The following is a 22913-nucleotide window of genomic DNA, read 5'->3' as shown; positions in this document are numbered from 1 at the left end:
GCTATAAGTAATTGCTTGTTCTCGCCTATTCTGAAAATTTCATTGGAATTTTCAGCTTGGTGTTTACTTGCAAATTTAAGTGCTAAACCACGCAACTACTTATAGCCGAGCCGTTGTAGGTAATTTAAGAATGAACGAGATGACAAATAATATAAAAGTAGCTGCCGCACAACTCTCACCTGTATTCTTGAACAAAGAAAAAACGGTTGAAAAGGCCTGTAAAGCAATTTTAGAGGCAGGTAAAAACAGTGCTAACTTAATCGTTTTTCCAGAGGCTTTTATTTCTGGTTATCCTGATTGGGTATGGCTTATTCCAAACAGTAAAGGAGCTGATTTAAATGAGCTTTACTTAAAACTTGTTGAAAATGCTGTTTCTGTACCTGATGATTCCACGAAAAAGCTTTGTGAAGCGGCTAAAAAAGCTGGGGTTAATGTTGTTATTGGTATGCATGAACGTAATACTGAAACCAGTAGTGCAAGTTTATTTAATAGCTTACTTTTTATAGACGACAAAGGTTTAATTCTAGGTAAACATAGAAAGTTAATACCAACAGGCGGAGAACGTCTTGTATGGTCTCAAGGAGATGGCAGCACTTTATGTTCTTATGATACTTCAGCTGGAAAAATAGCAGGATTGATTTGCTGGGAAAACTTTATGCCATTAGCAAGAAATGCAATCTACGAATTTGGAACTCAGATATTAGCATCTCCTACTTGGGACAAAAGCCCAAAATGGATACAATCTATGCAACATATAGCAAGAGAGGGAGGGTTGTTTGTAATTAGCACTTGTATGGCTTTAAAAATGGATGATATACCCGATGAATATGAGTTTAAAAAACTTTATCCTGAAGGAAGGGAATGGATTAATGTTGGGAACAGTTCTATAATTGCTCCAAATGGACAGTTTTTAGCTGGTCCGCTTGAGGCAGAAGAGGGTATTTTATATGCAGATATTGATCTCACAGAGATCATAAAAGCTAAACGAATGTTTGATGTCGTAGGACATTATTCAAGACCTGATGTTTTTGAATTCAACGTAAATAATAAAATTGGATAAATAATAACTAGCTACTGGTATCACAACAACTTGAAAACGAGATCTAAAGTCTCACAGAACTGAACGTGATTTAAGTAGTAAAAGAGAGAGGATTATCAATGTTGTCGAAGTCTAAAGCTTCACCGTATATAGTAACCTTAATTCTCTCTTTTGTTCTTTCTGATTATACTATCAATTTAATGAGAATCAAACTTAAGACGTATATAAGCCATTAAAACGGCTCATATACTGGACCGTTAGCAGTAAGTGCTTAGATTCTAACTTGAATTCTAGAATAAAAATGATTAGTTAAAACTATATAAATAAGCAATTTAAAAGAGCTTAGATAAGAAGAAGAAAAAAACAATACTTTTACAATAAATTAAATATAAAAAAATATGTTTAAAAAATTTACAACTGCAGACAAACTGTTATTTCTTGCTGCTTTATTATCGTTGATATTTTCTGAAGCACTCTATTTTCAAGGAGAAAAAGCAGACGCAGCTTTCATGGGGTTATGGGTTCCCTCAATTTTAGCATTTGGTATATATATGAAACTAATAAAAAACACAAAAAATGACTGATTTAATACCCTATTTTGCAGGAATAATAACCCTTATTTTTGGTGTGGCTTTTGCATTCATGATTTTACCACCGAAGAAAAAATAATATTAAATATTTAATTATTTTATCTCAAATATCTGTTGCTTATGTTTGGGTTATCAGGTATCACAATGTTGTTAAAGAATTTAATCTATTTGGATTAAGCGATATAACTAGAAATTTTACAGGTGCAACAAAAATCTCTTTAGCGACATTGCTTGTTGTGGGTATTTGGTATTCATAATTAGTCTTTATTCCATCTGTTCTTATGGGGGTTTTGATGATAGCCGCCCAATACTTTCATTTTAAAATAAGTAATCCTTTTATTAAACATTTGCCATCTTTGATTCTTTTGATTTTATGTGCTTTTATAGCATTATCATCAATACAATAATTCAAACATGGGCATACTAAAAATATGTATTTTAATATCTAGTCTATCTTTTTTTGCTTATAGTGTGTCATATTTCATATCACCCTATATGAAAAAAGAATTCAAACGGTTTGGTTTAGAAAAATTTGGTCTGATGACTATATTGTTACAGGTTTTAGGAGCTACTGGTTTAATTTTAGGATTTGAATTTAACCCAGTTTTAATAATTTCGTCTTTAGGTCTTGCTTTACTAATGTTAATTGGGTTTATCGTCAGGATGAGATTAAAAGATAACATATGGCTTTCTTTACCTGCTTTATTTTATATGGGTTTAAATGCTTATATATTTTTTTTATCAATAAACTTGATTACCGTTCAATAGTTCTAATTGATAATGTCACTTTCTTAAATAATTACACCAAGGCTTCAGTTATGTTAAAAAAGCTAAAATATATGTGAATATAATTGAAATTTCGAAAATGAAGAATGGACTTCTTCGATTCCAGAAAATGACAAAAAAAACAGCAGCTAACACCGTATAAAATTAATTGCTCGTGCAAGCCTATTTACAAAAATCCTTGTGGATTTTCTATCTGGTTTGTATTTGCTAAATTAGGTCCTTAAAACACGCTACGTTTCATACACAAACCGTTGTGCTTAATATTAAACGAACTAATATGAGATATCGAAAAGATTCTAAATACTTTTATTTTATAGTTCTAATTTTTCTATATAATTTAGTTTTCGCCCAAAACATAAAACAAGAAAAGATGGAGCAACTAAACTTCTTGATTGGAGAGTGGGTTGGTACATCAAAAGTTTATGAAAATGGAGTTGTTACAAAACAAGGTACTGCATATGAAAAAATCTCTTATGATTTAGACAAGAGCATTTTGGTAATTGAGTTGAATACGGAGTTTTTACAACTCCATACGATAATCAATTACGATGAAAAAGATCAAAAATATTACTATTACCGATTTTCTAAAGAAGACGCAGCTAGATATCCTGCGGAATACAAAGATGGACAACTCATCGTGTGGAGAGATGAAAAAACTAGATTTTTTTTCGGGAGAACTCCAGAAGGAGACTTTCAAGAATATGGAGAACAATTGATTAAAGGGAAATGGACAAAAATTTTTGAAGATACTTTTAAAAATACTCAATAAATAAAATACTAAGCACAACAACGAAACCATAGCACTACCGTTGGCGGTAATTTGGATGAAACCATATATAGATTAAAAATGTTCCTAATAGACAAACCATATATTTCAGATTTTCTTATAGATACAATAAAAGAAAATTACTATCCAGTTGTTGCAACAAAAGTGGCTAAAGAATTAGTGGCTGACGCTACCTTAAATTGGATTAGCGAAGAAGAGGCTATAGCAACTATAAAAAATAACCCTTCTCAGCGGATATATACCAATTCAGAAAATGTTCTCAGTTGGATAGATAATCACTTTGGGGAAAGTGAATTGTCAAAACAAATCAATATCCTCAAAGACAAGGCAAAATTCAGAGAGCAGATTAAAGCCCTATTTCCAGAATTTAAATTCCAAAAAATCAAGTTAGAAAACATTCAGAATATTGCTACCGAGGAATTGTCATTTCCGTTTGTCATAAAACCATCCATCGGATTTTTAAGTATTGGTGTCTATATTATAAATGATGAAAACGACTGGATTAAGGCAAAAGAAGAAATAACGCCGCATAATCTTAAAAGTATTTTTCCAAAAAATGTACTCGATACTTCCCACTTTATTATTGAGGATTTTATTCAAGGTGAAGAATACGCTATAGATTATTATCATAATGATAAGGGTGAGGTGGTTATATTAAATATTTTACACCACGTTTTTTCATCGGGAACAGATACAAGCGACAGAGTATATTCGACTTCTAAAGCAATTATCAATCAATATAAATCTGAATTGGAGCAGTTTTTAAGCACAATTGGCAATAAACTTAATTTAAAGAATTTTCCGGCTCATGCAGAAGTAAGAATTGATGAGAAGGGCAAAATAATCCCTATTGAAATTAACCCACTTCGTTTTGGAGGTTGGTGTACTACGGGTGATTTATCAGGAATTACAGTGGGGCTTAATTCCTATAAATACTATTTTGAAAACACTTGCCCAAATTGGGATACTATATACGAAGGCAAAGAAAACAAAATATTTAGCATAATCGTTTTAGATAATAATTCAGGTATTAAGCCTGCTGATATTGCAAGATTTGATTATAAAGCACTTGCTGATGATTTTGAAAACCCTATTTTGATAAGGGCCTTAGATATTAACATATATCCTCTTTTTGGTTTTGTTTTTGCTAAAACTGACGAAAAAAACAAAAAGGAATTATACGATATTCTCAGTTCAGATTTGAGAAAATATATCATTGTTAGAGAATAAAAACTACCGCCAACAATGTATGAAAATAATAGTCGAGATAGTAGTAAATTCAAAGGCTGTAGCCCGCTTCAACTTTCTTGCAACTTGACAGGAAAGTGTAACGCAGTCGACTACTATTTTTATAATAACCGTTGTGCCTCATAAAAACTAGCCGCAGTCTGACTAAATTTAGGAATGCTTTTTATGGATTCTTCAATATAAAATTAAAGCTTAAATCAATGAATAAGCAACTTAAATTTAATACTTTATTTTTTATAGTAATAATAGGTTATGGATGTTCAATAACTATGCAACAACCATTAATACAGGATGTTAAAGGAACTCATCCTGTAGACTCAAATCAAATATGGTTAACACACGAGCATATTTTGGTTGATTTTATAGGAGCAGACAGTATACAGCCCAATAGTTGGAGCCATGATTCAATAATTAAAGAAGTAATGCCTTATTTTGAAGAGCTTAAAGAATTTAATGTAAATTATTTTGTTGACGCCACGCCTAATTACTTGGGAAGAGATGTATTGCTTCTTGAAAAAATTGCTGATAAAACAGGGATAAGGATTATTACAAATACTGGTCTTTATGGGGCTCGAAATAATAAATTTATTCCTAAATATGTTCAAGAAATAACGGCAGAAGATCTTGCCCAAATGTGGATTAATGAATATAAGAATGGAATTGATGGAACTTCAATTAGACCGGGCTTTATTAAGATTGGTATTGATAACTCTGATTCCTTACATACAATGCATCAAAAATTGGTAAAAGCTGCTGCACTTACTCATTTGAAAACAGGTTTAACTATAGCATCACACACGGGAAAAGCACTGGGTTTATGGCCACAATTGAACATTCTTAAAGAAATGGGAGTTTCACCAGAGTCTTTTATTTGGGTGCATGCTCAGGCAGAAGATAATAATGACAATTATCTTAAAGCTGCAGAGATGGGATGCTGGATAAGTCTTGATGGATTAGGTTGGGAGTTGGAAAAACATATTGAAAAAATATTATTTGCAAAAAGAAATGGAATTTTAGATAGAATTTTAATTTCGCACGATTCTGGTTGGTATGATCCACAAAAAGAAAATCAAACTATCAAACCATATACAAATATTTTCAGGAAACTCTATCCAGAACTAAAATCGCATGGTTTCACAGATGATGAATTTAAATTATTAATCAGTGTCAATCCGTCAAAAGCTTTCTCGATAGAAATTAGAAACTATCCTTTGGACAAAAATGATAAATAATATTACGAGGCATAACAGCCAATATAGGTAAGCGTGGGGATTGTGGTTGTATTCGGCATTTCGTCTCCGTTTCCACGTTTTTCCTTGTGGATAATGACGCGCTCCGAAAACCACGCCTACCTATATTGGCAAAACGTTAGGGCAAATTTAAAAAAGAGCTAGAAAAATAATCACCAAGATTGAAGCAAATGAAAATTACTAGAAATTTACTTTTTACACTTCTTTCCGCTTTTATATTTACTTCAGAACTATCATCACAAACCAATAAAGAGCAGATATTAGCAGTTAGAAATGCTTCAAATCAAGCTCTTAAGTCGTACGATAATGAAAAAGTTCTTTCATATTTGACCGATGACGTTTTAACAACAACAGGAAACGGGACATTATTATCTGGAAAAAAAGCTTTAACTGAATATATTTTCGATGGTGGAGAAAGTAAAATGTATTGGATACGCACTACAAAAGAAATTGTAGTTAATGAAAAAAGAGGTTTGGCTTGGGAGAACGGGATTTGGAATGCTTATGACCCAGAAAAAGGCAATCATTCCATAATTAATGGAAATTATTCTGCGATGTGGACTAAAGAGTCAGACGGGTGGAAAATAAAGTCTCAACTTTTTGTATCTCTGAACTGACAAAAACTTGCCCTAACAAAACCTAAAATTCATTGCTTGCGGATTTCCTAAGCGGAAATCACGCGCAAAAAGCTATCTTTAAGTTCAGCTGTATTGTCCTTCGGACAAAACACCGCAACTATTCATAGCCTAAGGGTTAGCAGCAATATAACAAACCAATGAAGGAAGGATTAATAAAAGACACTTACGAGCTTATTTTAAAAGAAATACAAACGGTCGTTACTATTTCTTATATTATAATAGTTGGAATTGGAATGCTTTTTACTTTTCAAAAGTATTCTGAATTTGGAATTAATATTTTTGATTATGCAGATATTTTTGATTTTCTATTAGCACCTTTTTCGGATTTCAGAATATTATTATTTTCTACTGTAACAATTATAATTGTTTTCTTCTTCTTCAAACTTGATTTTCTTTGGAAAAGAAAATACCCAAAATCTTATTCGATATTGAATTTTGGCTTGGATAAAAAAAGTTGGTTCAGTTTATATAGAATTTTCTTATTTGCTATTGTATTTATCTATTACCTATACCTTTCAGCTGATTTTTACGGAAAAATTACTGCGAAAATAATTAAAGAACAGGCACCTATAACCTTAAAGTATTCTGACAATCAAACGATAAATGGTGTGCTAATTGGAAAAACAAAAGACCTATTGTTTTTACTACAACATGAAAATGTCATAGCGATTCCAATTACTTCATTAGTGAAAGAATTTGAAATAAAATAAAGCTGCTAACATCATGTATGTGTCATGTGCTTCACTGCGTATCTGAAAAAGAGTGCTACTTGTCCGCTGCTTTTTGTCCTTCTCAAGATAGCATAGTTTAGAAGTACTTGTCGGAGCTTCTTTATCCGCAGGCTTCGCATCTTAGATTGTAATAAGTTCTTCGCTAAGTTTTTACAATCTTGGAGGGAAACACAAAAAGCGCTATTTTGGTAGTGACTTATGTAGGGTAGCACGCGCCACATACATGGGTCGTTAGCCTTCATTATGCCTAAAAATAATGAATGATTTGCATTTGAAATAAATTTTAAAAAACAATAATAATCCATAAGTATCAACAGATGAAAAACGTAAAAAAATCCTTTAACATCTTTAAAATTCTCGCGTTTATTTGTTTTTTATTTTTTAATTTTAATGGAGAAGCACAAGTAAATTGGACCAACGATGGGCGTTCTTATTATAAATTAGAAAAAAACCAATTGCTCACCTATACCCTACCCAACCACGATACAAAAACAGTCATAACCAAAGAGCAACTTACTCCAGCAGATACATCGGAACCTTTAAATGTTGCTCATTTTTCATTTTCTTCAGACCAACAAAAAGTGCTATTATTTACCAATACTAAAAAAGTTTGGAGACTCAATACCAAAGGAGATTATTGGGTATTTAACTTTAAAACAAATACGCTAAGGCAAATTGGTAAAAGCCTTCCTCCTTCATCTCTCATGTTTGCAAAGTTTTCTCCTGACGGAAATACCATAGCTTATGTTTCTGATAACAATATATATGCGGAAGAGGATGCAAGTGGCAACATTAAGCCCTTAACTACCAATGGTACGGTTTCCTTAATAAATGGAACTTTTGATTGGGCTTACGAGGAGGAATTTGCTTGTAGAGATGGATTTCGTTGGAGCCCAGATAGCAAGTCTATTGCCTATTGGCAAATCGATGCAAGCAATATCAAGAAGTTTTATATGATCAACAATACTGACTCTATTTATTCTCAATTAGTACCCTTAGAATACCCAAAAGTAGGTGAAACTCCATCTGCTTGTAAAGTGGGAGTTGTAACTATTTCCGATGCCAAAACAATTTGGATGGATGTTCCTGGAGATGTTTCACAAAATTATTTGGTAAGAATGGAATTTATTCCAAGTACCAACAACCTTTTAATCCAACAATTAAACAGAAAACAAAACCAAAGCAAATTATACATTGCAGAGGCGTTAAAAGGAACCACAAATAGTATTTATGAAGAATCGGATGAAGCTTGGGTAGATTTATTTCAACTAGGCAATTCTTATGCAATTGATTATACCAATAATTTTAATTTTTTAAATGAAAACAAAAGCATTCTTTGGGCTTCTGAAAAAGATGGATGGAGGCACTTATACCAAGTTTCCTTAGAAGGAAAGCCAGAGGTACTCATTACCAAAGGAGAATACGATGTGATCGATTTGAAGCACATTAATTCTAAAGAAGGTTTTGTGTATTATCTAGCTTCTCCAGATAATGCCACGCAAAAATATTTATATAAAACGAAATTAAATGGAAAAGGGAAAAACGAGTTGCAAAGTCCAGAAAGTTTAAAAGGAAGCCATGATTATTCTTTTTCTTCAAACGGTACGTATGCAGAACATACCTTTTCAAATCATTTTACCCCCTATTCTAAAGAGTTTATTAGCGTTGCCAATCACAAAGCTTTAACCAAAGAAGAAAGTATTCTTAAAAACATTAAAAAGCTAGAAGAAAAACCAACAACAGAGTTCTTTACCATCACCACTTCAGACAATATTGAAATGGACGGATGGATGGTAAAACCAACAAATTTTGATCCAAATAAAAAATACCCAGTAGTGTTTTATGTGTATTCCGAACCTGCCGGAACCACAGTAAAAGACACCTATAATGTGAGTAGAAATAGGAATTATAATGGGAGTATGGCTGAAGATGGATATATATACATTTCGTTAGATAACAGAGGCACTCCTGCTCCAAAAGGCCGCGCATGGAGAAAGTCAATTTACAGAAAAATTGGAGTGATTAATATTAACGATCAGGCTATGGCAGCCAAAGAAATTTTGAAGTGGGATTTCGTGGATTCGGAACGGGTAGCAGTTTGGGGACATAGCGGAGGAGGATCTGCAACATTGAATTTGATGTTTCGATATCCTAAAATCTACAAAACAGGGATTTCACTCGCTGCAGTTGCAAATCAATTAACCTATGACAATATTTATCAAGAGCGCTATATGGGCTTACCTCAAGAAAATATGGAAGACTTTATTGAAGGTTCTCCCGTTACCTATGCAAAAAATCTAGAAGGAAATTTACTTTATATACATGGAACTGGAGATGATAATGTCCATTATCAAAATGCAGAAATATTAGTTAATGAATTAATAAAATATAATAAGCAATTTCAATTTATGCCTTATCCTAATAGAACTCATGGAATTAGAGAAGGAGAAGGAACATATAAACATTTGTCAACCTTATACACAAATTACTTAAAACTGCATTGTCCTCCAGGAGGAAGATGAATTTGGGTTTTAAAAGTTATGCTCTTAATTAAGAAAAAAACTAAAGGCTAATAACGTGTATAACTCATTGCTTAATATATGTGTGCTCAGAAAATCTAACGGATTTTCATCTGATTTCGTTTCCTTTAGTATTTTAGACCTAACCAAAGCAACTAGCCATACACAACACGTTGTGCTTCATTAAACATAACCTTAAATGAATAACCAAGACAAAGATCATGTTGAATTAAAATCGAACAATAAATCTGATTTTGATTTAAAACAAAAAAATTCCAATTCTACTAAAAAGTTATATAGAAATACCAATAAAAAAGTCTTTGGTGGTGTTTGCTCAGGTTTAGCTGATTATTTTGGTATTTCAGTGTTATTAGTGCGTATTATTTGGTTAATCTTATCCCTATTTTTCTTCATCGGATTTATTATTTATATTGGACTGTGGATTGGAATTCCAAATAATATATATATAGAATCTGATTTAGATAAATCTGATATTGATTCTAATCGCGAAAAATCCAATTCTACTAAAGAAGTTGTTAAAAATTCGTTTTCTATTCTTGGAATTATAATACTAGGTTGTGTTCTTGGATTTTGGGGAGGATGGGAGTATGGTAGATCATTAGGGTATACAGGTGGCGAATCTATTGGGACTTTAATGCTCGCTTTATCTGGCTTTGTATTTGGTGGAGTTTTAGCCTCAATTATTGGGGTGATAATTGTAAGTAAAAACAAATAACTAAGTACAACACCGTTTAAAAATAATTACGGTTAAGTACTAAAAAAAAGGTAGTTGCGTGTTTGCTATATCTGATTCTCCTTCGGAAAATTCTCGCACGCAAACCCGCAACTTTCCATATACATAAACGTTATACTCAATTAAAAAAATAAAAATGAAAATATTCCTCTCAACCATAATTGGTTTATTCCTATACTCCAACTCATTCTCTCAACAAATACAAATAGATTCACTTGACTTGCTCATTCATCAAGTAATAAAAGACTATGAAATACCGGGACTTTCGATTGGTATTGTTCGGAATGATTCTATAATATTTTCCAAAGGATATGGTAACTTGGAAATTTATAAAGAAAGAAAAGTTGATAAAAACACAACTTTCGGAATAGGTTCGATTTCTAAGTCTTTTACCGCCTTAACGATAGGCATCTTAGTTGATGAAGGCAAAATTGATTGGGATGATAAAGTTAAAGATTATCTACCTTATTTTGAATTGTACGCCCCTTATGTTACAGATAATTTCACGATTAGAGATTTACTTACCCATAGAAGTGGTCTGAAAGATGTTAGTGGTGGAACACTTTGGTATCACTCTGATTATTCGAGGGAAGAGATAATAAAGCGACTTAAATATTTAGAACCAGTATCAGGCTTTCGAGAAAAGCCAGCTTATCAAAATGTAATGTACGTTGTTGCTGCAGAGATAGTAAAAACAGTTTCTGGAACATCATGGGATAGTTTCTTAAAAACTAGAGTATTTGATAAACTAAAAATGAACAATAGTACCTCCTTATCAGCAGAAAGAGAAGCTAATAAAAACCTTGCACAACCGCATATTTGGAATGAAGATTACAAAAAAATCGCGATTATTCAAGAGAAAGGAGATAATCTTGCTCCAGGAGGATTTATCTATTCGTCAGCAAATGAAATGTCAAATTATATGAGATTAATGCTGAATAATGGAGTATTTGAAAATGACACGATTGTTAATTCAACTATAATCGAGGAAATTTTTAAACCTCAAATTATTTATCCCATTGGAAGTCCTTTCAATAATGAATTTTCGTCCTATGGTTTCGGTTGGTGGCTTACACCAGTAAACGGACATAAGGTAATTGAACATAGTGGTGGTATTGACGGTATGTCAGCCCAACTTGTAATGATAAAGGATTTGAACTTAGGGTTTGTTATACTTACTAACCAATCGAAAGAACCCGCAACATTTATTTTGAGAGCATTACTGCTAGAAAAACTTCTTGAAGATGAAGATAGTCTACGTGATAATTTTTATTCTTTTGTGAAAGACTGGAGGGACAATCGAATCAAAGAAAAAAAAGAAGCATCCAAAAAAGTTTTACAAAAGGCTAACACAAAACCTTCATTAGCAATTAGCGAATATTCTGGAAAATATACTGACAAGATGTATGGTGACATATTAATAAATAAATCTAATGAAGGTGAATTAGAGATTTCATTTTCTCATACCAAAGTATTCAAAGGAAAACTGATACATTGGCAATTTGACACCTTTAAAATCGACTGGTATGACATACGTGTTCCTGATGGGTTTTTAACCTTCAATTTTAATTCAAAAAGAGAAATATTAGGATTCTCCATCGACCAAGAAAATTTACTTGACGTTGATTTCGGAGAATTGAACATTTTAAAAAATAAAAACTGAGTATAACAATGGCTATAAGTAATTGCTTGTTCTCGCCTACTTATGAAAATCCTCTTAGATTTTCAGTTTGGTGCTTACTTGCTAAGTTAAGTGTTAACCCATGCAACTACTCATAGCCGAGACGTTATGGGCAATTAGGCATGAATATATTATCAATTGAACATATTTAATAATTTTAAAACAAACGACATGATTAAAGTAAGTGGGTACTACCCGAACTTGGATGGAAAAATGTTTGACATGGACTACTATTGCAACAAACATCTTGCGTTGGCCAAAGAATTACTTGGGGACAGTCTTAAGAAGGTTGATGTTGAAGGAGGTCTAGCGGGAGGTGCACCTGATTCGCCAGCAACATATATTGCTGTTGGAAGTTTATATTTTGAATCAATGGAATCCTTCCAAAATGCGTTTAATCCAGTTGTTGAAAAACTCATGGCAGATGTTCCAAATTATACAAACATTGAACCCATTATTCAGATTAGTGAGGTGAGACTCTAATTAAAAACAGCCCATAACAAAATATATAGTGCATAGCTACCCTGTGGGATAACTATGCACTATATACGCAACGTTGCACGCAAGCTAAAACGTATACACATTAAGAAGATTGCATGGATTGGTATTAGCTAAAACTGGGTAGTTGCCACAGGTTCGGTCGTTTCTAAAGACGTTCCCTACAATGTTGTGGTAGGAGGTACTCCTGCAAAAATCATCAAGAAAATTTAAAATAGATAAAATGAGAAAAATAATGACACCCGCAGTTGCCCTCCTCCTATTGATAGGTCAGGCCTGTAATACAAAAATTGAAAAACAAGAAAATAAAGAATCTGACAAAAACGAATTGAATGCCATTTTCCCAAAAGGTGACAAAGGTACGGAAGAATGGTTTACTGGAAACGCTTACTATATTGGATTGGTAGAAGCAGACTCAATACACACAACACTTGTTGGTAATGTTTATTTTGAACCAAAAGCAAGAAGCCATTGGCATACCCACCCCTCCGGACAAATACTGATTATTACCGATGGAGTTGGCTACCACCAGATTGAAGGGCAAGAGATTGAAGTCCTCAAAAAAGGAGATGTGGTAAAATGTCCGCCAAATGTAAAGCATTGGCATGGCGCCAGTCCTGATGTTAGTTTACAGCAACTTTACATTATTCCCAATACGGAAAATGGGATTGTAGAATGGATGGAACCGGTAACCGACGAAGTCTATAATGCTAAATAGAGTCCAAATCTATTTCAGGCGGTTTAATGAAGTTTACAAATTAAAAAATAATGAATATTGAACGAAAAGTAATTGTCATTAAAAGAGCAAGTAGTGGCGGTTGCGAAGAACTGTTTACATTTGGTTCATAAAGGAACGGACAAAAGCCAGCGTACAACACAACCTATAAACAATACGGGCTTCAGGCTTAATCGCAGGGTTTGCGTATTTTTATGAGGTCGCGCAATCTTTAGGATTTCGCTTTGGACAAGAAAAAGAAAAAACAAAACCAAAAGATTTCAATATGTGTATGGCGGAAAGCAAACGCTAGTTTGCTCCCGTACTGTTCATAGCTAAAACGTTGTGCATCATGTACATTAACATAAGATAAAATTCAACAAGCGATGAAAATAGCTTTGATCAATAAGAGAAAAAATATAATCATTGATTATAAAATTAGGATTGTTCGAAATCGAGGTTTCCTACTATTATTAGTAATTGGTACTTTGATTTCATGTGCTCATCCAAAAGAAAAAAACCAAGAAGCCCTCCGCCCTAATATACTTTTATTGGTAGCGGATGATCTTGGATATGCAGATTTAGGATGCTATGGCAGCGATATCGAAACACCTAATATTGATAATTTGGCAGCGCTAGGTATTAGATTTAGTAGGTTCCATACCTCTCCTTTATGTGCCCCTACAAGAGCAATGTTACTATCGGGCAATGATAACCACATTGCCGGAATGGGCATACAATCGAATCAGAACACCGGGTTCGGCTATGAAGGAAAGTTAACAGATCGAATAGTTACAATTCCAGCATTACTCCAAGACAATGGTTACCACACCTACATGGCAGGTAAATGGCATCTTGGAAGAGACTCTTTGTCCATTCCATTTAATAAAGGTTTCGAACGCTCATTTGTTAATATTCGAGGGGCTGGAAATCATTATGATGACCAAGGGATCTTTGAAGAAGATCCAATCACTCCATATTTCGAAGATGGCAAACCCGCCACTTGGAACAAAGGAGATTATTCCACAGATTTTTATACGGATAAACTAATAGAATACATTGATAGTAATCAAGCAGATGAAAAACCATTTTTCGGCTTTGCGGCCTATACCTCTCCACACTGGCCCTTACAAGTTGACGAAAAGTATTGGAAAAAATATGAAGGACGCTATGATGATGGGTATGAAAAATTAAAAGAAAGACGCCTAGAAAGTCTAAAAAATGCAGGCATGATTCCAAAAGATGCAGTGTTACCCCCGAATCATGAAAAAGTAATACCATGGGATTCTTTGTCATTAGATGAAAAGAAAAAAGAATCAAGAAAAATGGAATTATATGCTGGAATGGTAGATAATCTTGATTATAATATTGGGAGAATAATTCAGCATTTAAAAGATATTGGTCAATTCGAAAATACATTAATCGTGTTTATGTCTGACAATGGTGCCGCAGCTGAAGACTTTTATTCTCATTCAAATTTTGGACCTTTTATAAGAGAGCATTTTAATGATGATTATGAAACCATGGGGCAGCCCAATTCCTTTATTTCGTATGGCCCTCAATGGGCCGAGGCGGGATCTTCTCCGTTTCGACATTATAAAGGATTTACAACTGAAGGAGGGATCAATGCTCCGATGATTATTGCAGGACCAAATATTGAAAGGAACAATGAAATTCATGATGAGTTTGTAACCTTGATGGATATTGCTCCTACTTTTTATGAAGTGGCTCAAGCAACGTATCCAGAAAAATTTGAAGGGAATGAAATTTATCCGCTCAAAGGAAATTCATTAATGCCTTTTGCATCAGGAAAGTCTGACCAAATACATTCCTCTGAATATGTATTCGGCTTGGAGCACAATAATCTTGCAATGATCAGAAAAGGAGATTGGAAAATCACTAATATAATGCGCCCTTTTCTTGAGGAAAATTTTAAACTTTATAATATATCTCAAGATCTTGCAGAGCTTAATGATCTCAAAGAATCTGAACCTGAAAAATATAAAGAACTATTAGGGGAATGGAGAAAATTTTCTAATGAAGTAAAGGTGCAAATACCACCTCCTTCTTGGTAAATTACTATAGTCAAAACACGAATGCACAACATTATGTATGAAACCATAGCCGCACAAAACCAACGCGCAAGCCAAAGCTATGATTCACACATTTAGCGTTAGCCTTCATTATGTTTACCCTACATTACTACAATAAAATTCTTTGAATTAGTTTGTTGGAAATTACTGTTTAAAATAGCTGGTGGTTTTATATTCTAATCCTATTTTCTTTTCCATAAGTAATACTTCAGGCTTATCTTTTCTTAAAGCAACTTGCCAATTATTAAATATTTCCCAATTATCATTAATATAGATAGGCTTACCATACTGATTAGTCAAGGCTTTTCTAATTCTATCTTCTTCTCCTTTTCCAGTTAATACCCATACTACATTTAAAATATTATTTCCAAATCGAGTTTCAAATGTTCTTGGAAATCCTAAATAATCAACGCCAAAACAGTTGATTTGAATTTGAGCATTTGAATCAGTTCCATCTAATTCTTCAGTACTTGTAAATTTACTTTTAGCTTCTAATAAAGGCTTTAACTCATCAAAGGTTGCTCCCATTTTAATAAATGATGGTATTTGACTTGAGGATTTAGATTTTGTTTCAAATTTATAATCTGGATCTAAATATGGATTTTCCCAAGCGAACAAATAATTACGCATTGCCTCTTGAGTTAGTATCCAAGCAACATCATTATTTTTCTTTAAAAATAATTTTTCGGTAACATAGACATCATAACTAAGGTAAGTTCTTGCAGTATCTGTAAGCTTACTAGTTAAAGATTTAACTACATTTCCTCTTGCTTCTATATATTTAAGTTTGTCATCAGCAAAAGTGAGTACAACTCTATCAATTATTCCATTATCTGTTTTTACTTGTGAGCAAACTAAATGTTCTTCTTTGCTATTCGCTAATGGAAAACTCGGCTTATCAACGGAAATGATATTTGATTTTTCAGATATTTCGCTTAATTTTTGAGCTACAACTTGTAATGACTGGTTCAATCGAATGTCATTAAATACTGACTCAACCTGTGCAGAAAGCACAAGTGGAAAGATTAGACTTAGAAAAGCTAAAATATTTTTGTTAATTTTCATTAAATTATAATTGTCATATTTTACATAAGACTACTATTTACACTAATTGTTACAATAAACATGTGTATTTGCTAGAACTAATAAATAACGAAAGGCTAACAACGCCTATAATTTATTGCTAGTTCTAGCCTACTTAAGAAAATCCTCCCGGATTTTCTATTCGGTTTGAATTTGCTGAATTAGTTGCTCAAACACGCAACTAACCATACACAACAACGTTAGCAGTAATTTAAAACAGAAACTTTTACATAAACTTAATAATATGTATTTGTATGATTTAAATTTTAAAATAATACATATACGTATTTTTTTTGTTTGTTTATTTATACTTATTTGTATACTTTTATTTTAATTTACATACTTATATGTATAAAATATTAATAAATGAGAAACAAGAAAAAACTACTCATAGAACAACTAGACCAAAAACTGGCTAATTTTAAAGATGCAGGAATGGTCCTGGTACCACAAAAAGGATGGGTAAATACTATCAGAACCACTCTTAATATGACGAGGGACCAATTAGGAACCAAACTTGACTTGACTCAAGGAGCTATTCAAAAAATCGAGGAACGTGAAGCTACAGGTCAGATAACCCTCAATAAATTAAAGGGCGTTGGTAATGCTTTAAATATGAAATTTGTATATGGTTTTATTCCAAAAGATGGGACCATTGAAAACCTAGTCAACGTAAAGGCCGAAAAACTGGCCCGAAAAATAGTTTTAAGGACCAACCAAAATATGAAATTAGAGGACCAAGGAATTGGAGATGAAAAGATAACCAGAACCATAAAGGAGCTTGCTGATGAAATAAAACGAGAGATGAGAAAGTCATTATGGGATTAGAATTCAATTATAAAGACGGCCAAACACCTTTAGACGAAGAAGAAAAAGAAGGTCTTAAGATAAAGTCAATTACCACTCAAGGAGAACTAGATGAATTTGAGCAATTGAACATTGAGAAAGCTGTCGAATGGACTATTCATTCAAAATTAAAACCTGAAAATATTTTAACCGAAAAGTTTATTAAAAACTTGCACAAAAGAATGTATAGTGATGTATGGAAATGGGCAGGCGAATTTAGAAAGACCGAAAAGAACATTGGAATTCCGTGGACGCAAATTGGGATTGAATTAAAAAATTTACTTGACGACACTAAATATTGGATAGAAAACAAAACTTTTTCGCCTGAAGAAATAGCTATAAGATTTAAACATCGTATAGTATCCATTCATTGTTTTCCAAATGGAAATGGAAGACACTCTAGAATGATGGCTGACATTATTATGGAATCAATATTTGGTAATGAAATATTTTCTTGGCATCAATCAAATATGGTTAAAGCTAACGAAACAAGAAATCAATATATAAAAGCCTTAAGAGAAGCTGATAATGGTAATTTCAAACAGTTAATTGAATTTGCAAAAAACTAATGCCAACACCGTATAAAATTAATTGCTAGTACCAGCTACTTTCGAAAATTCTCTCGGATTTTTTACTCGGTTTGTATTTGCTAAGTTAAGTGCTTAAACCCGCAACTAATCATACACGAACACGTTATCGGCAACCATCAGTGACGTTAACGAAAATAAATCAACTTCCAAATAAAGATATAAAAGCTAAAATGAAACTATGATTAAATATCTCTTTAGCAGACAAATTATATATTGTTTACTAATACTAGTATTATACAATTCTTGTAACGGACAAGTCAAAACGAAATCAACAGATGATTTAAAAAACACAGATACAATTACTATTGGAACACCTAATCTTTTAAAAATACAAGGTTCTCGCTTTAGTGATAATGTACATTGTAGTCTTAAAGATAAACAAGGAAATCTATGGTTTGGTACGACTGGGGAAGGTGTTTATTGTTATGATGGTAAATTATTCACTCAATTTACTATTAAAGATGGTCTAAGCAATAATTCTGTTTGGTCTGTTTTAGAAGATAATATTGGAAATATTTGGTTTGGAACCAGTGATGGTTTATCAAAGTTTGATGGTAAAGAGATTGTTACTGTTCCTTTGGAAAAAACAAATTCTAATAACACTCTAACTAGCAATTCAAATTCGAGAGTTACAATAGGAGCTATGATGCAAAGTAAAAATGGAACACTTTGGTTTGGCACTAATAAAGGAGTTTATATTTATAAAAAGAACTTGTTTTCTGCTTTTCTAAATAATGATAGCATTGTAAATAAGAATGATCTGCAACTTAAATCGGTTGAACGAATGTTAGAAGATAAAAACGGAAACATCTGGTTCTGTTCGGGAATGGGAGGCGGAGAAGGTGTTTGCCGTTACGATGGAAAATTCATAACCAGTTATAAACCCAATGGTGATGCCTGGGTGCCATATACTTTAGAAGATAAAACGGGAAACATTTGGTTCTCGGGAAGAAAATACGGTTATTTTCGTTTTGATGGAAAAACTTTTACCGATTTTACAGAGAATATTGGATTTAGTCCAATTGTAGAAGAGAAAGTTGGAACAATTTGTCTTAAAGGAAAAGTTGGATTTGGCCCAATATTAGAAGATAAAGCAGGAAATATTTGGTTCACTGGAAAGATGAGTAGATTTGGAGGCGTTGGAGGTATATGGCGTTATGATGGGAAATCATGTACAAATTTTACCCAAGATGGTTTGGGTGATTCTATAGTTTGGTGTATGGTAGAGGATAAAGCAGGAAATATTTGGATAGGAACAAGCAATACAGGCTTGTATCGTTTCGATGGAAAAACCTTTACTGATTTTTCGGAAAAAGCGTCTAAGTAATAATTCTCTCTTTTGTTCTTTCTAGTTATATCAACAATTTACTGAGAATCAAACTTAAGATGTATAAAAATAATTGCTCAATTTTGGGCTTAACCAAAGGTAGTTTCAAGTTTACTACGTCTGATTTTCCTGCGCAAAATCCTCGCACGCAAACACGCAACTAACCATACACAAACCGTTCTAACGCGTTAGAAAACACCAAATGATTCAATCCTATAAAAAGAGGCCGTTACTACAAGAAAAATATGATACTATTGTTATAGGCTCAGGAATGGGCGGACTTGCCACTGCGGCAATTTTAGCAAAAGAAGGTCAGAAAGTACTAGTCTTAGAAAAGCACTATACTCCTGGTGGCTTTACACACATCTTTAAACGTAAAGGTTACGAATGGGATGTTGGAATACATTATATAGGAGAAATGCAACGCGAAACTAGTCTCTTAAAAAAACTGTTTGATTATATCACAAATGGTGAATTAAAATGGGCAGATATGGGCGATGTATATGATCGTGTGATTATAGGAGATGAGCATTATGATTTTCTGAAAGGAGTTAAAAATTTCAAAAAACAAATGGTTGCTTATTTCCCAGAGGAAGAACAAGCAATTAAAACCTACGTTGATTTAGTTTTTAAAGCTGTAAAAACAAGTAAAAACTATTATATAAGTAAAGGCATTTCACCTTTATGGAATACATTGTTCGGTAAGTTTCTTAAAAGACCATTTTACAAATACTCAGACAAAACAACCTATGAAGTTCTAAGTTCATTAACAACTAACGAAACTCTAATAAAAGTATTAACTGCTCAGTATGGCGATTATGGTTTACCTCCAAAACAAAGCAGCTTTTCCATGCATGCTTCTGTTGCTCGGCATTATTTTGATGGCGGTAGCTTTCCTGTTGGAGGATCTTCTCAAATTGTAAAAAAAATTGACCCAGTAATTGCTGCTTCTGGTGGTACCATTTTAGTAAGTGCCGAGGTAGAAGAAGTAATTATTGAAAAAAATACGGCTGTTGGTGTACGTATGAAAGATGGAAAACTATTTCGAGCAGCAAACATTGTTAGTAATGCAGGAATAATGACAACGTATAACAAGTTATTACCATTAAAGACAATAAAGAAACACTTTTTAAAGGAGCAGTTAAAAAAAGTTAACCGATCTGTGGCACATGCTAGTTTATATATTGGTTTGGAAGGAACACCTGAAGAACTTGGTATACCAAAAACCAATTATTGGGTTTACCCTAAAGATGGAGACCATGATACCTGTATTAACAACTATTTAGAAGATATCTCTAGACCATTTCCATTAGTATATCTTTCTTTTCCATCTGCAAAGGATCCTGATTGGTCCAATCGCTATCCTGACAAAAGCACTATTGATGTAATTACATTAGTTCCATACGAAACATTCGAAAAATGGGAAGGTACACCATGGAAAAAAAGAGGTAAAGATTATGAAGCTAAAAAAGAAGAAATTGCACAGCGATTATTAAAAGAAGTTTATAAACAATTACCACAAGTAGAAGGAAAAGTAAATTGTTACGAATTATCTACACCGCTTACAACGCAACATTTTGTAAATTATGGTAAAGGTGAGATTTATGGTTTAGACCACAGTCCTTCTCGATATAGACAACCCTTTTTAAAACCAAAAACACCTATCAAAAACTTTTATTTAACAGGACAAGATATTGTAACTGCTGGAGTTGGAGGCGCACTTTTCTCTGGCATATTATCTTCAATGGCAATTACTGGGAAAAATGTGCTAAAAAAGATTTAAGAATAACCCAGAATAAGGAGAAACATGCTACAACAAAATGTATAATTAATTACTCGTTCTGTCTGTACTCTGAAAATCCTACGGATTTTACTCTGGTTCGTTTTCTTTGACTAATTTAGACCTAGCCAACGCAACTAACCATACACGAACATGTTGGCTTACATTAAAAAAATAAAAACATGAAATACTGCAAAGTGCAAATCAACACCATATATTATGAAAAATAGAATTGCCCTCTTCGGAATAGTATTATTTTTTCTCTCCTGTACTACCAAAATGGAAGAAAACGTAGGCCACACGTTTATAACCAAATGGCCTGGAGATAAGCAATCGGCCATATCAATAACTTATGATGACGGCATCATCAATCAACTTACAGTGGCCAGGCCGATTATGAACAAAATAGGCTTACCGGGCACATTTTATATCATTACAGGAAAAGTAAATGGATCAGGCAAGGGCCAATTTATCGGAAGGCCAGCTGATGAAATAATTAAGGAAACCGCTTCCAGTAAAACTAACCAGGATAACTTTTTTGAAAGGGCCTCTTTGATTGCCTATACCGGTACGAGTGAAGCTGTTGAATACCATTCGAATGCAGGTTCCCTTTTTGAATCTGGGAAGATTACTGAAGCTTATGAACTCATAGATGAAGGCTATGAACAAATTAGAAACGGTTATTTGAAGAATACGGATGACGTTGTTTTTCATAACAATGCTGTTGACACCACTACCTGGGCAGATTACAAAAGATTCGCTGCCGAAGGTCATGAAATCGCCAGTCATACCGTAACTCATGCCCGATTAGCTGTATTGGACGAGGATAATCTATTGTATGAGCTAGAACAAAGTAAAGCAGACATTCAGCATTTTTTGGGGGAGAAATATACCTTTTCTGCCGAGTGTCCTTATGGCACAGAAAACGAGCGTGTGATGGAATATGCACAGAAAATATATCCAGCGCTGCGAAACCGAATGCCAGAATCTTATCTTGATGAACTCAACAGATCTAGTAAAAGACAACCTGGTGAATCAGAAAAAGAATACGTACAATGGCAAAGAGGCCCGCTTACTAATGTCTCTATGGAAGTAATGAAATCGTGGGTAGACACCTGCATGGCACATGATAATATCTGGTTAGTACTCGTGTTTCATGGAATAGACGGTATTGGCTGGGAATCCAAAACCGGAGCGGAACTGGAAGAGTATTTCAACTATATAAATGAACGGAAAGATCACTTGTGGGTGGCCACTTTTGCTGACGTTACAAAGTATATCAGAGAAAGAAAAAATGCGGTGATAAATAGCGTGGTACAAGATGAAGCTATTGTAGTGAATATTTCCTACGGCCTTGATCCTGAAGTTTATGATGTTCCAATTACTTTAAAAACTTATGTGCCAAGGGCATGGAAAGCTACCGTCCTTAATAAAAAAACTGAGCAAGAAACTCAGCTCATGCTTAAGATTCAAAAAGATGCCCAGGGATCCTATGTACTTTATTCTGTTATGCCTGGTGAAGATGAAATAATACTTGCGGAGCCAATCGAAATTTAACGTTTTGTAAATTCATTTCAACAGAAAGATGCTCCTGCCTATTCCGAATCGATTGATGCGATTTATTTGATGGATAAAATTGATGAATCAAACACTTCAGTCAACAATAAATATAGGTGATTGGGCGAATTGAGGTAAATTTAAACTAGTGTTTATTTAATAAAACATATAGAGGTTTTAAACGGAGCTGATTTAAAACGCCTAACGCCCCATAATTGGACAGTAAGCCACAAGTTAAAAAAAGATACATAACAATGAATTTAGATAGAAAGAAACATTGGAAAACAGTTTATGAAACTAAAAACCCAGACCAAGTAAGTTGGACACAAGAATCGCCTAAAACTTCGCTTGACTTTATACATTCATTCGGACTTTAGAAAACTGAGAAAATAATAGCTATT

General features: G+C 33.4%; 19 protein-coding genes and 1 pseudogene. 19 read left to right on the top strand and 1 reads right to left on the bottom strand.

What is annotated here, in order from left to right:
• The first annotated feature begins 139 nt into the window (after positions 1-139).
• From V7719_RS18550 to V7719_RS18485, 13 genes are all read left to right on the top strand, one after another.
• Positions 140-1060: a carbon-nitrogen hydrolase family protein gene (locus tag V7719_RS18550; RefSeq protein ID WP_335589126.1), complete on the top strand. Its 921-nt coding sequence runs from the start codon at positions 140-142 to the stop codon at positions 1058-1060.
• A gap of 1064 nt (positions 1061-2124) precedes the next feature.
• Positions 2125-2397 (top strand): DoxX family protein, encoded by a 273-nt coding sequence (locus V7719_RS18545; RefSeq protein ID WP_335638474.1) that lies wholly within the window; start codon positions 2125-2127, stop codon positions 2395-2397.
• A 388-nt stretch (positions 2398-2785) separates the two neighbouring features.
• Positions 2786-3184: a hypothetical protein gene (locus V7719_RS18540; RefSeq protein ID WP_335731434.1), complete on the top strand. Its 399-nt coding sequence runs from the start codon at positions 2786-2788 to the stop codon at positions 3182-3184.
• Between the two features lie 51 nt (positions 3185-3235).
• Entirely contained in the window at positions 3236-4432 is a 1197-nt protein-coding gene (locus V7719_RS18535; RefSeq protein ID WP_335731433.1) for an ATP-grasp domain-containing protein, read from the top strand.
• A 218-nt stretch (positions 4433-4650) separates the two neighbouring features.
• The gene (locus tag V7719_RS18530) at positions 4651-5682 is read left to right on the top strand and encodes a phosphotriesterase family protein (protein ID WP_335644636.1); all 1032 of its coding nucleotides are present in this window, start codon (positions 4651-4653) and stop codon (positions 5680-5682) included.
• Positions 5683-5870: 188 nt separating this feature from the next.
• Positions 5871-6317 carry a YybH family protein gene (locus V7719_RS18525; RefSeq protein ID WP_335635948.1) on the top strand — a complete coding sequence of 149 codons (447 nt, stop codon included), beginning with the start codon at positions 5871-5873 and terminating at the stop codon, positions 6315-6317.
• A gap of 158 nt (positions 6318-6475) precedes the next feature.
• Positions 6476-7048, top strand: a complete 573-nt coding sequence (locus V7719_RS18520) for a hypothetical protein (protein WP_335635947.1) — start codon at positions 6476-6478, stop codon at positions 7046-7048.
• A gap of 338 nt (positions 7049-7386) precedes the next feature.
• On the top strand, positions 7387-9591 hold the full coding sequence (locus V7719_RS18515; protein ID WP_335731432.1) for a S9 family peptidase: 2205 nt from the start codon (positions 7387-7389) through the stop codon (positions 9589-9591).
• 196 nt (positions 9592-9787) lie between these two features.
• Positions 9788-10324 (top strand): PspC domain-containing protein, encoded by a 537-nt coding sequence (locus V7719_RS18510; RefSeq protein ID WP_335731431.1) that lies wholly within the window; start codon positions 9788-9790, stop codon positions 10322-10324.
• Between the two features lie 154 nt (positions 10325-10478).
• Entirely contained in the window at positions 10479-12005 is a 1527-nt protein-coding gene (locus V7719_RS18505) for a serine hydrolase (protein WP_335731430.1), read from the top strand.
• Positions 12006-12194: 189 nt separating this feature from the next.
• Complete coding sequence (locus V7719_RS18500) at positions 12195-12506, top strand: EthD family reductase (RefSeq protein ID WP_335644077.1); 312 nt, start codon at positions 12195-12197, stop codon at positions 12504-12506.
• Positions 12507-12744: 238 nt separating this feature from the next.
• A complete protein-coding gene (locus tag V7719_RS18490; RefSeq protein WP_335644639.1) occupies positions 12745-13239 on the top strand; it encodes a cupin domain-containing protein in 495 nt (164 codons plus the stop codon).
• 383 nt (positions 13240-13622) lie between these two features.
• The gene (locus tag V7719_RS18485; RefSeq protein WP_335731429.1) at positions 13623-15311 is read left to right on the top strand and encodes an arylsulfatase; all 1689 of its coding nucleotides are present in this window, start codon (positions 13623-13625) and stop codon (positions 15309-15311) included.
• Between the two features lie 162 nt (positions 15312-15473).
• On the opposite strand, the gene V7719_RS18480 is transcribed toward V7719_RS18485, so the two are convergent.
• Positions 15474-16394 (bottom strand): hypothetical protein, encoded by a 921-nt coding sequence (locus V7719_RS18480; protein WP_335635578.1) that lies wholly within the window; start codon positions 16392-16394, stop codon positions 15474-15476.
• A 384-nt stretch (positions 16395-16778) separates the two neighbouring features.
• On the opposite strand from V7719_RS18480, the gene V7719_RS18475 reads away from it, so the two are divergent.
• From V7719_RS18475 to V7719_RS18450, 6 genes and pseudogenes are all read left to right on the top strand, one after another.
• Complete coding sequence (locus V7719_RS18475) at positions 16779-17240, top strand: mobile mystery protein A (RefSeq protein WP_335731428.1); 462 nt, start codon at positions 16779-16781, stop codon at positions 17238-17240.
• On the top strand, positions 17231-17827 hold the full coding sequence (locus V7719_RS18470; protein WP_335636246.1) for a mobile mystery protein B: 597 nt from the start codon (positions 17231-17233) through the stop codon (positions 17825-17827). Before V7719_RS18475 ends, V7719_RS18470 begins: the two co-directional genes overlap by 10 nt.
• 199 nt (positions 17828-18026) lie before the next feature.
• Positions 18027-19175, top strand: a complete 1149-nt coding sequence (locus V7719_RS18465) for a ligand-binding sensor domain-containing protein (RefSeq protein WP_335644080.1) — start codon at positions 18027-18029, stop codon at positions 19173-19175.
• Positions 19176-19377: 202 nt separating this feature from the next.
• A complete protein-coding gene (locus V7719_RS18460) occupies positions 19378-20958 on the top strand; it encodes a phytoene desaturase family protein (RefSeq protein ID WP_335731427.1) in 1581 nt (526 codons plus the stop codon).
• Positions 20959-21174: 216 nt separating this feature from the next.
• Positions 21175-22512, top strand: coding sequence for a polysaccharide deacetylase family protein (locus V7719_RS18455; protein WP_335639489.1), 1338 nt, complete (start codon positions 21175-21177; stop codon positions 22510-22512).
• A 254-nt stretch (positions 22513-22766) separates the two neighbouring features.
• Positions 22767-22886 (top strand): annotated as a pseudogene (locus tag V7719_RS18450) (SAM-dependent methyltransferase); the annotation flags it as partial.
• Positions 22887-22913 lie beyond the last annotated feature (27 nt).

Source organism: Psychroserpens sp. (genome assembly GCF_036960315.1).
Taxonomy (GTDB): Bacteria; Bacteroidota; Bacteroidia; order Flavobacteriales; family Flavobacteriaceae; genus Psychroserpens.
The sequence above is the reverse complement of the archived record's forward strand: the minus strand, read 5'-3'. Positions and strand labels throughout refer to the sequence as shown.

What these genes read in the sequence shown, in the direction of transcription:
- V7719_RS18465 (WP_335644080.1), top strand. Translation starts at nt 18,027, where the DNA reads ATGATTAAATATCTCTTTAGCAGACAAATTATATATTGTTTACTAATA.
- V7719_RS18525 (WP_335635948.1), top strand. Translation starts at nt 5,871, where the DNA reads ATGAAAATTACTAGAAATTTACTTTTTACACTTCTTTCCGCTTTTATA.
- V7719_RS18550 (WP_335589126.1), top strand. Translation starts at nt 140, where the DNA reads ATGACAAATAATATAAAAGTAGCTGCCGCACAACTCTCACCTGTATTC.
- V7719_RS18455 (WP_335639489.1), top strand. Translation starts at nt 21,175, where the DNA reads ATGAAAAATAGAATTGCCCTCTTCGGAATAGTATTATTTTTTCTCTCC.
- V7719_RS18510 (WP_335731431.1), top strand. Translation starts at nt 9,788, where the DNA reads ATGAATAACCAAGACAAAGATCATGTTGAATTAAAATCGAACAATAAA.
- V7719_RS18470 (WP_335636246.1), top strand. Translation starts at nt 17,231, where the DNA reads ATGGGATTAGAATTCAATTATAAAGACGGCCAAACACCTTTAGACGAA.
- V7719_RS18505 (WP_335731430.1), top strand. Translation starts at nt 10,479, where the DNA reads ATGAAAATATTCCTCTCAACCATAATTGGTTTATTCCTATACTCCAAC.
- V7719_RS18530 (WP_335644636.1), top strand. Translation starts at nt 4,651, where the DNA reads ATGAATAAGCAACTTAAATTTAATACTTTATTTTTTATAGTAATAATA.
- V7719_RS18490 (WP_335644639.1), top strand. Translation starts at nt 12,745, where the DNA reads ATGAGAAAAATAATGACACCCGCAGTTGCCCTCCTCCTATTGATAGGT.
- V7719_RS18480 (WP_335635578.1), bottom strand. Translation starts at nt 16,394, where the DNA reads ATGAAAATTAACAAAAATATTTTAGCTTTTCTAAGTCTAATCTTTCCA.
- V7719_RS18540 (WP_335731434.1), top strand. Translation starts at nt 2,786, where the DNA reads ATGGAGCAACTAAACTTCTTGATTGGAGAGTGGGTTGGTACATCAAAA.
- V7719_RS18520 (WP_335635947.1), top strand. Translation starts at nt 6,476, where the DNA reads ATGAAGGAAGGATTAATAAAAGACACTTACGAGCTTATTTTAAAAGAA.
- V7719_RS18515 (WP_335731432.1), top strand. Translation starts at nt 7,387, where the DNA reads ATGAAAAACGTAAAAAAATCCTTTAACATCTTTAAAATTCTCGCGTTT.
- V7719_RS18485 (WP_335731429.1), top strand. Translation starts at nt 13,623, where the DNA reads ATGAAAATAGCTTTGATCAATAAGAGAAAAAATATAATCATTGATTAT.
- V7719_RS18500 (WP_335644077.1), top strand. Translation starts at nt 12,195, where the DNA reads ATGATTAAAGTAAGTGGGTACTACCCGAACTTGGATGGAAAAATGTTT.
- V7719_RS18460 (WP_335731427.1), top strand. Translation starts at nt 19,378, where the DNA reads ATGATTCAATCCTATAAAAAGAGGCCGTTACTACAAGAAAAATATGAT.
- V7719_RS18545 (WP_335638474.1), top strand. Translation starts at nt 2,125, where the DNA reads ATGAAAAAAGAATTCAAACGGTTTGGTTTAGAAAAATTTGGTCTGATG.
- V7719_RS18475 (WP_335731428.1), top strand. Translation starts at nt 16,779, where the DNA reads ATGAGAAACAAGAAAAAACTACTCATAGAACAACTAGACCAAAAACTG.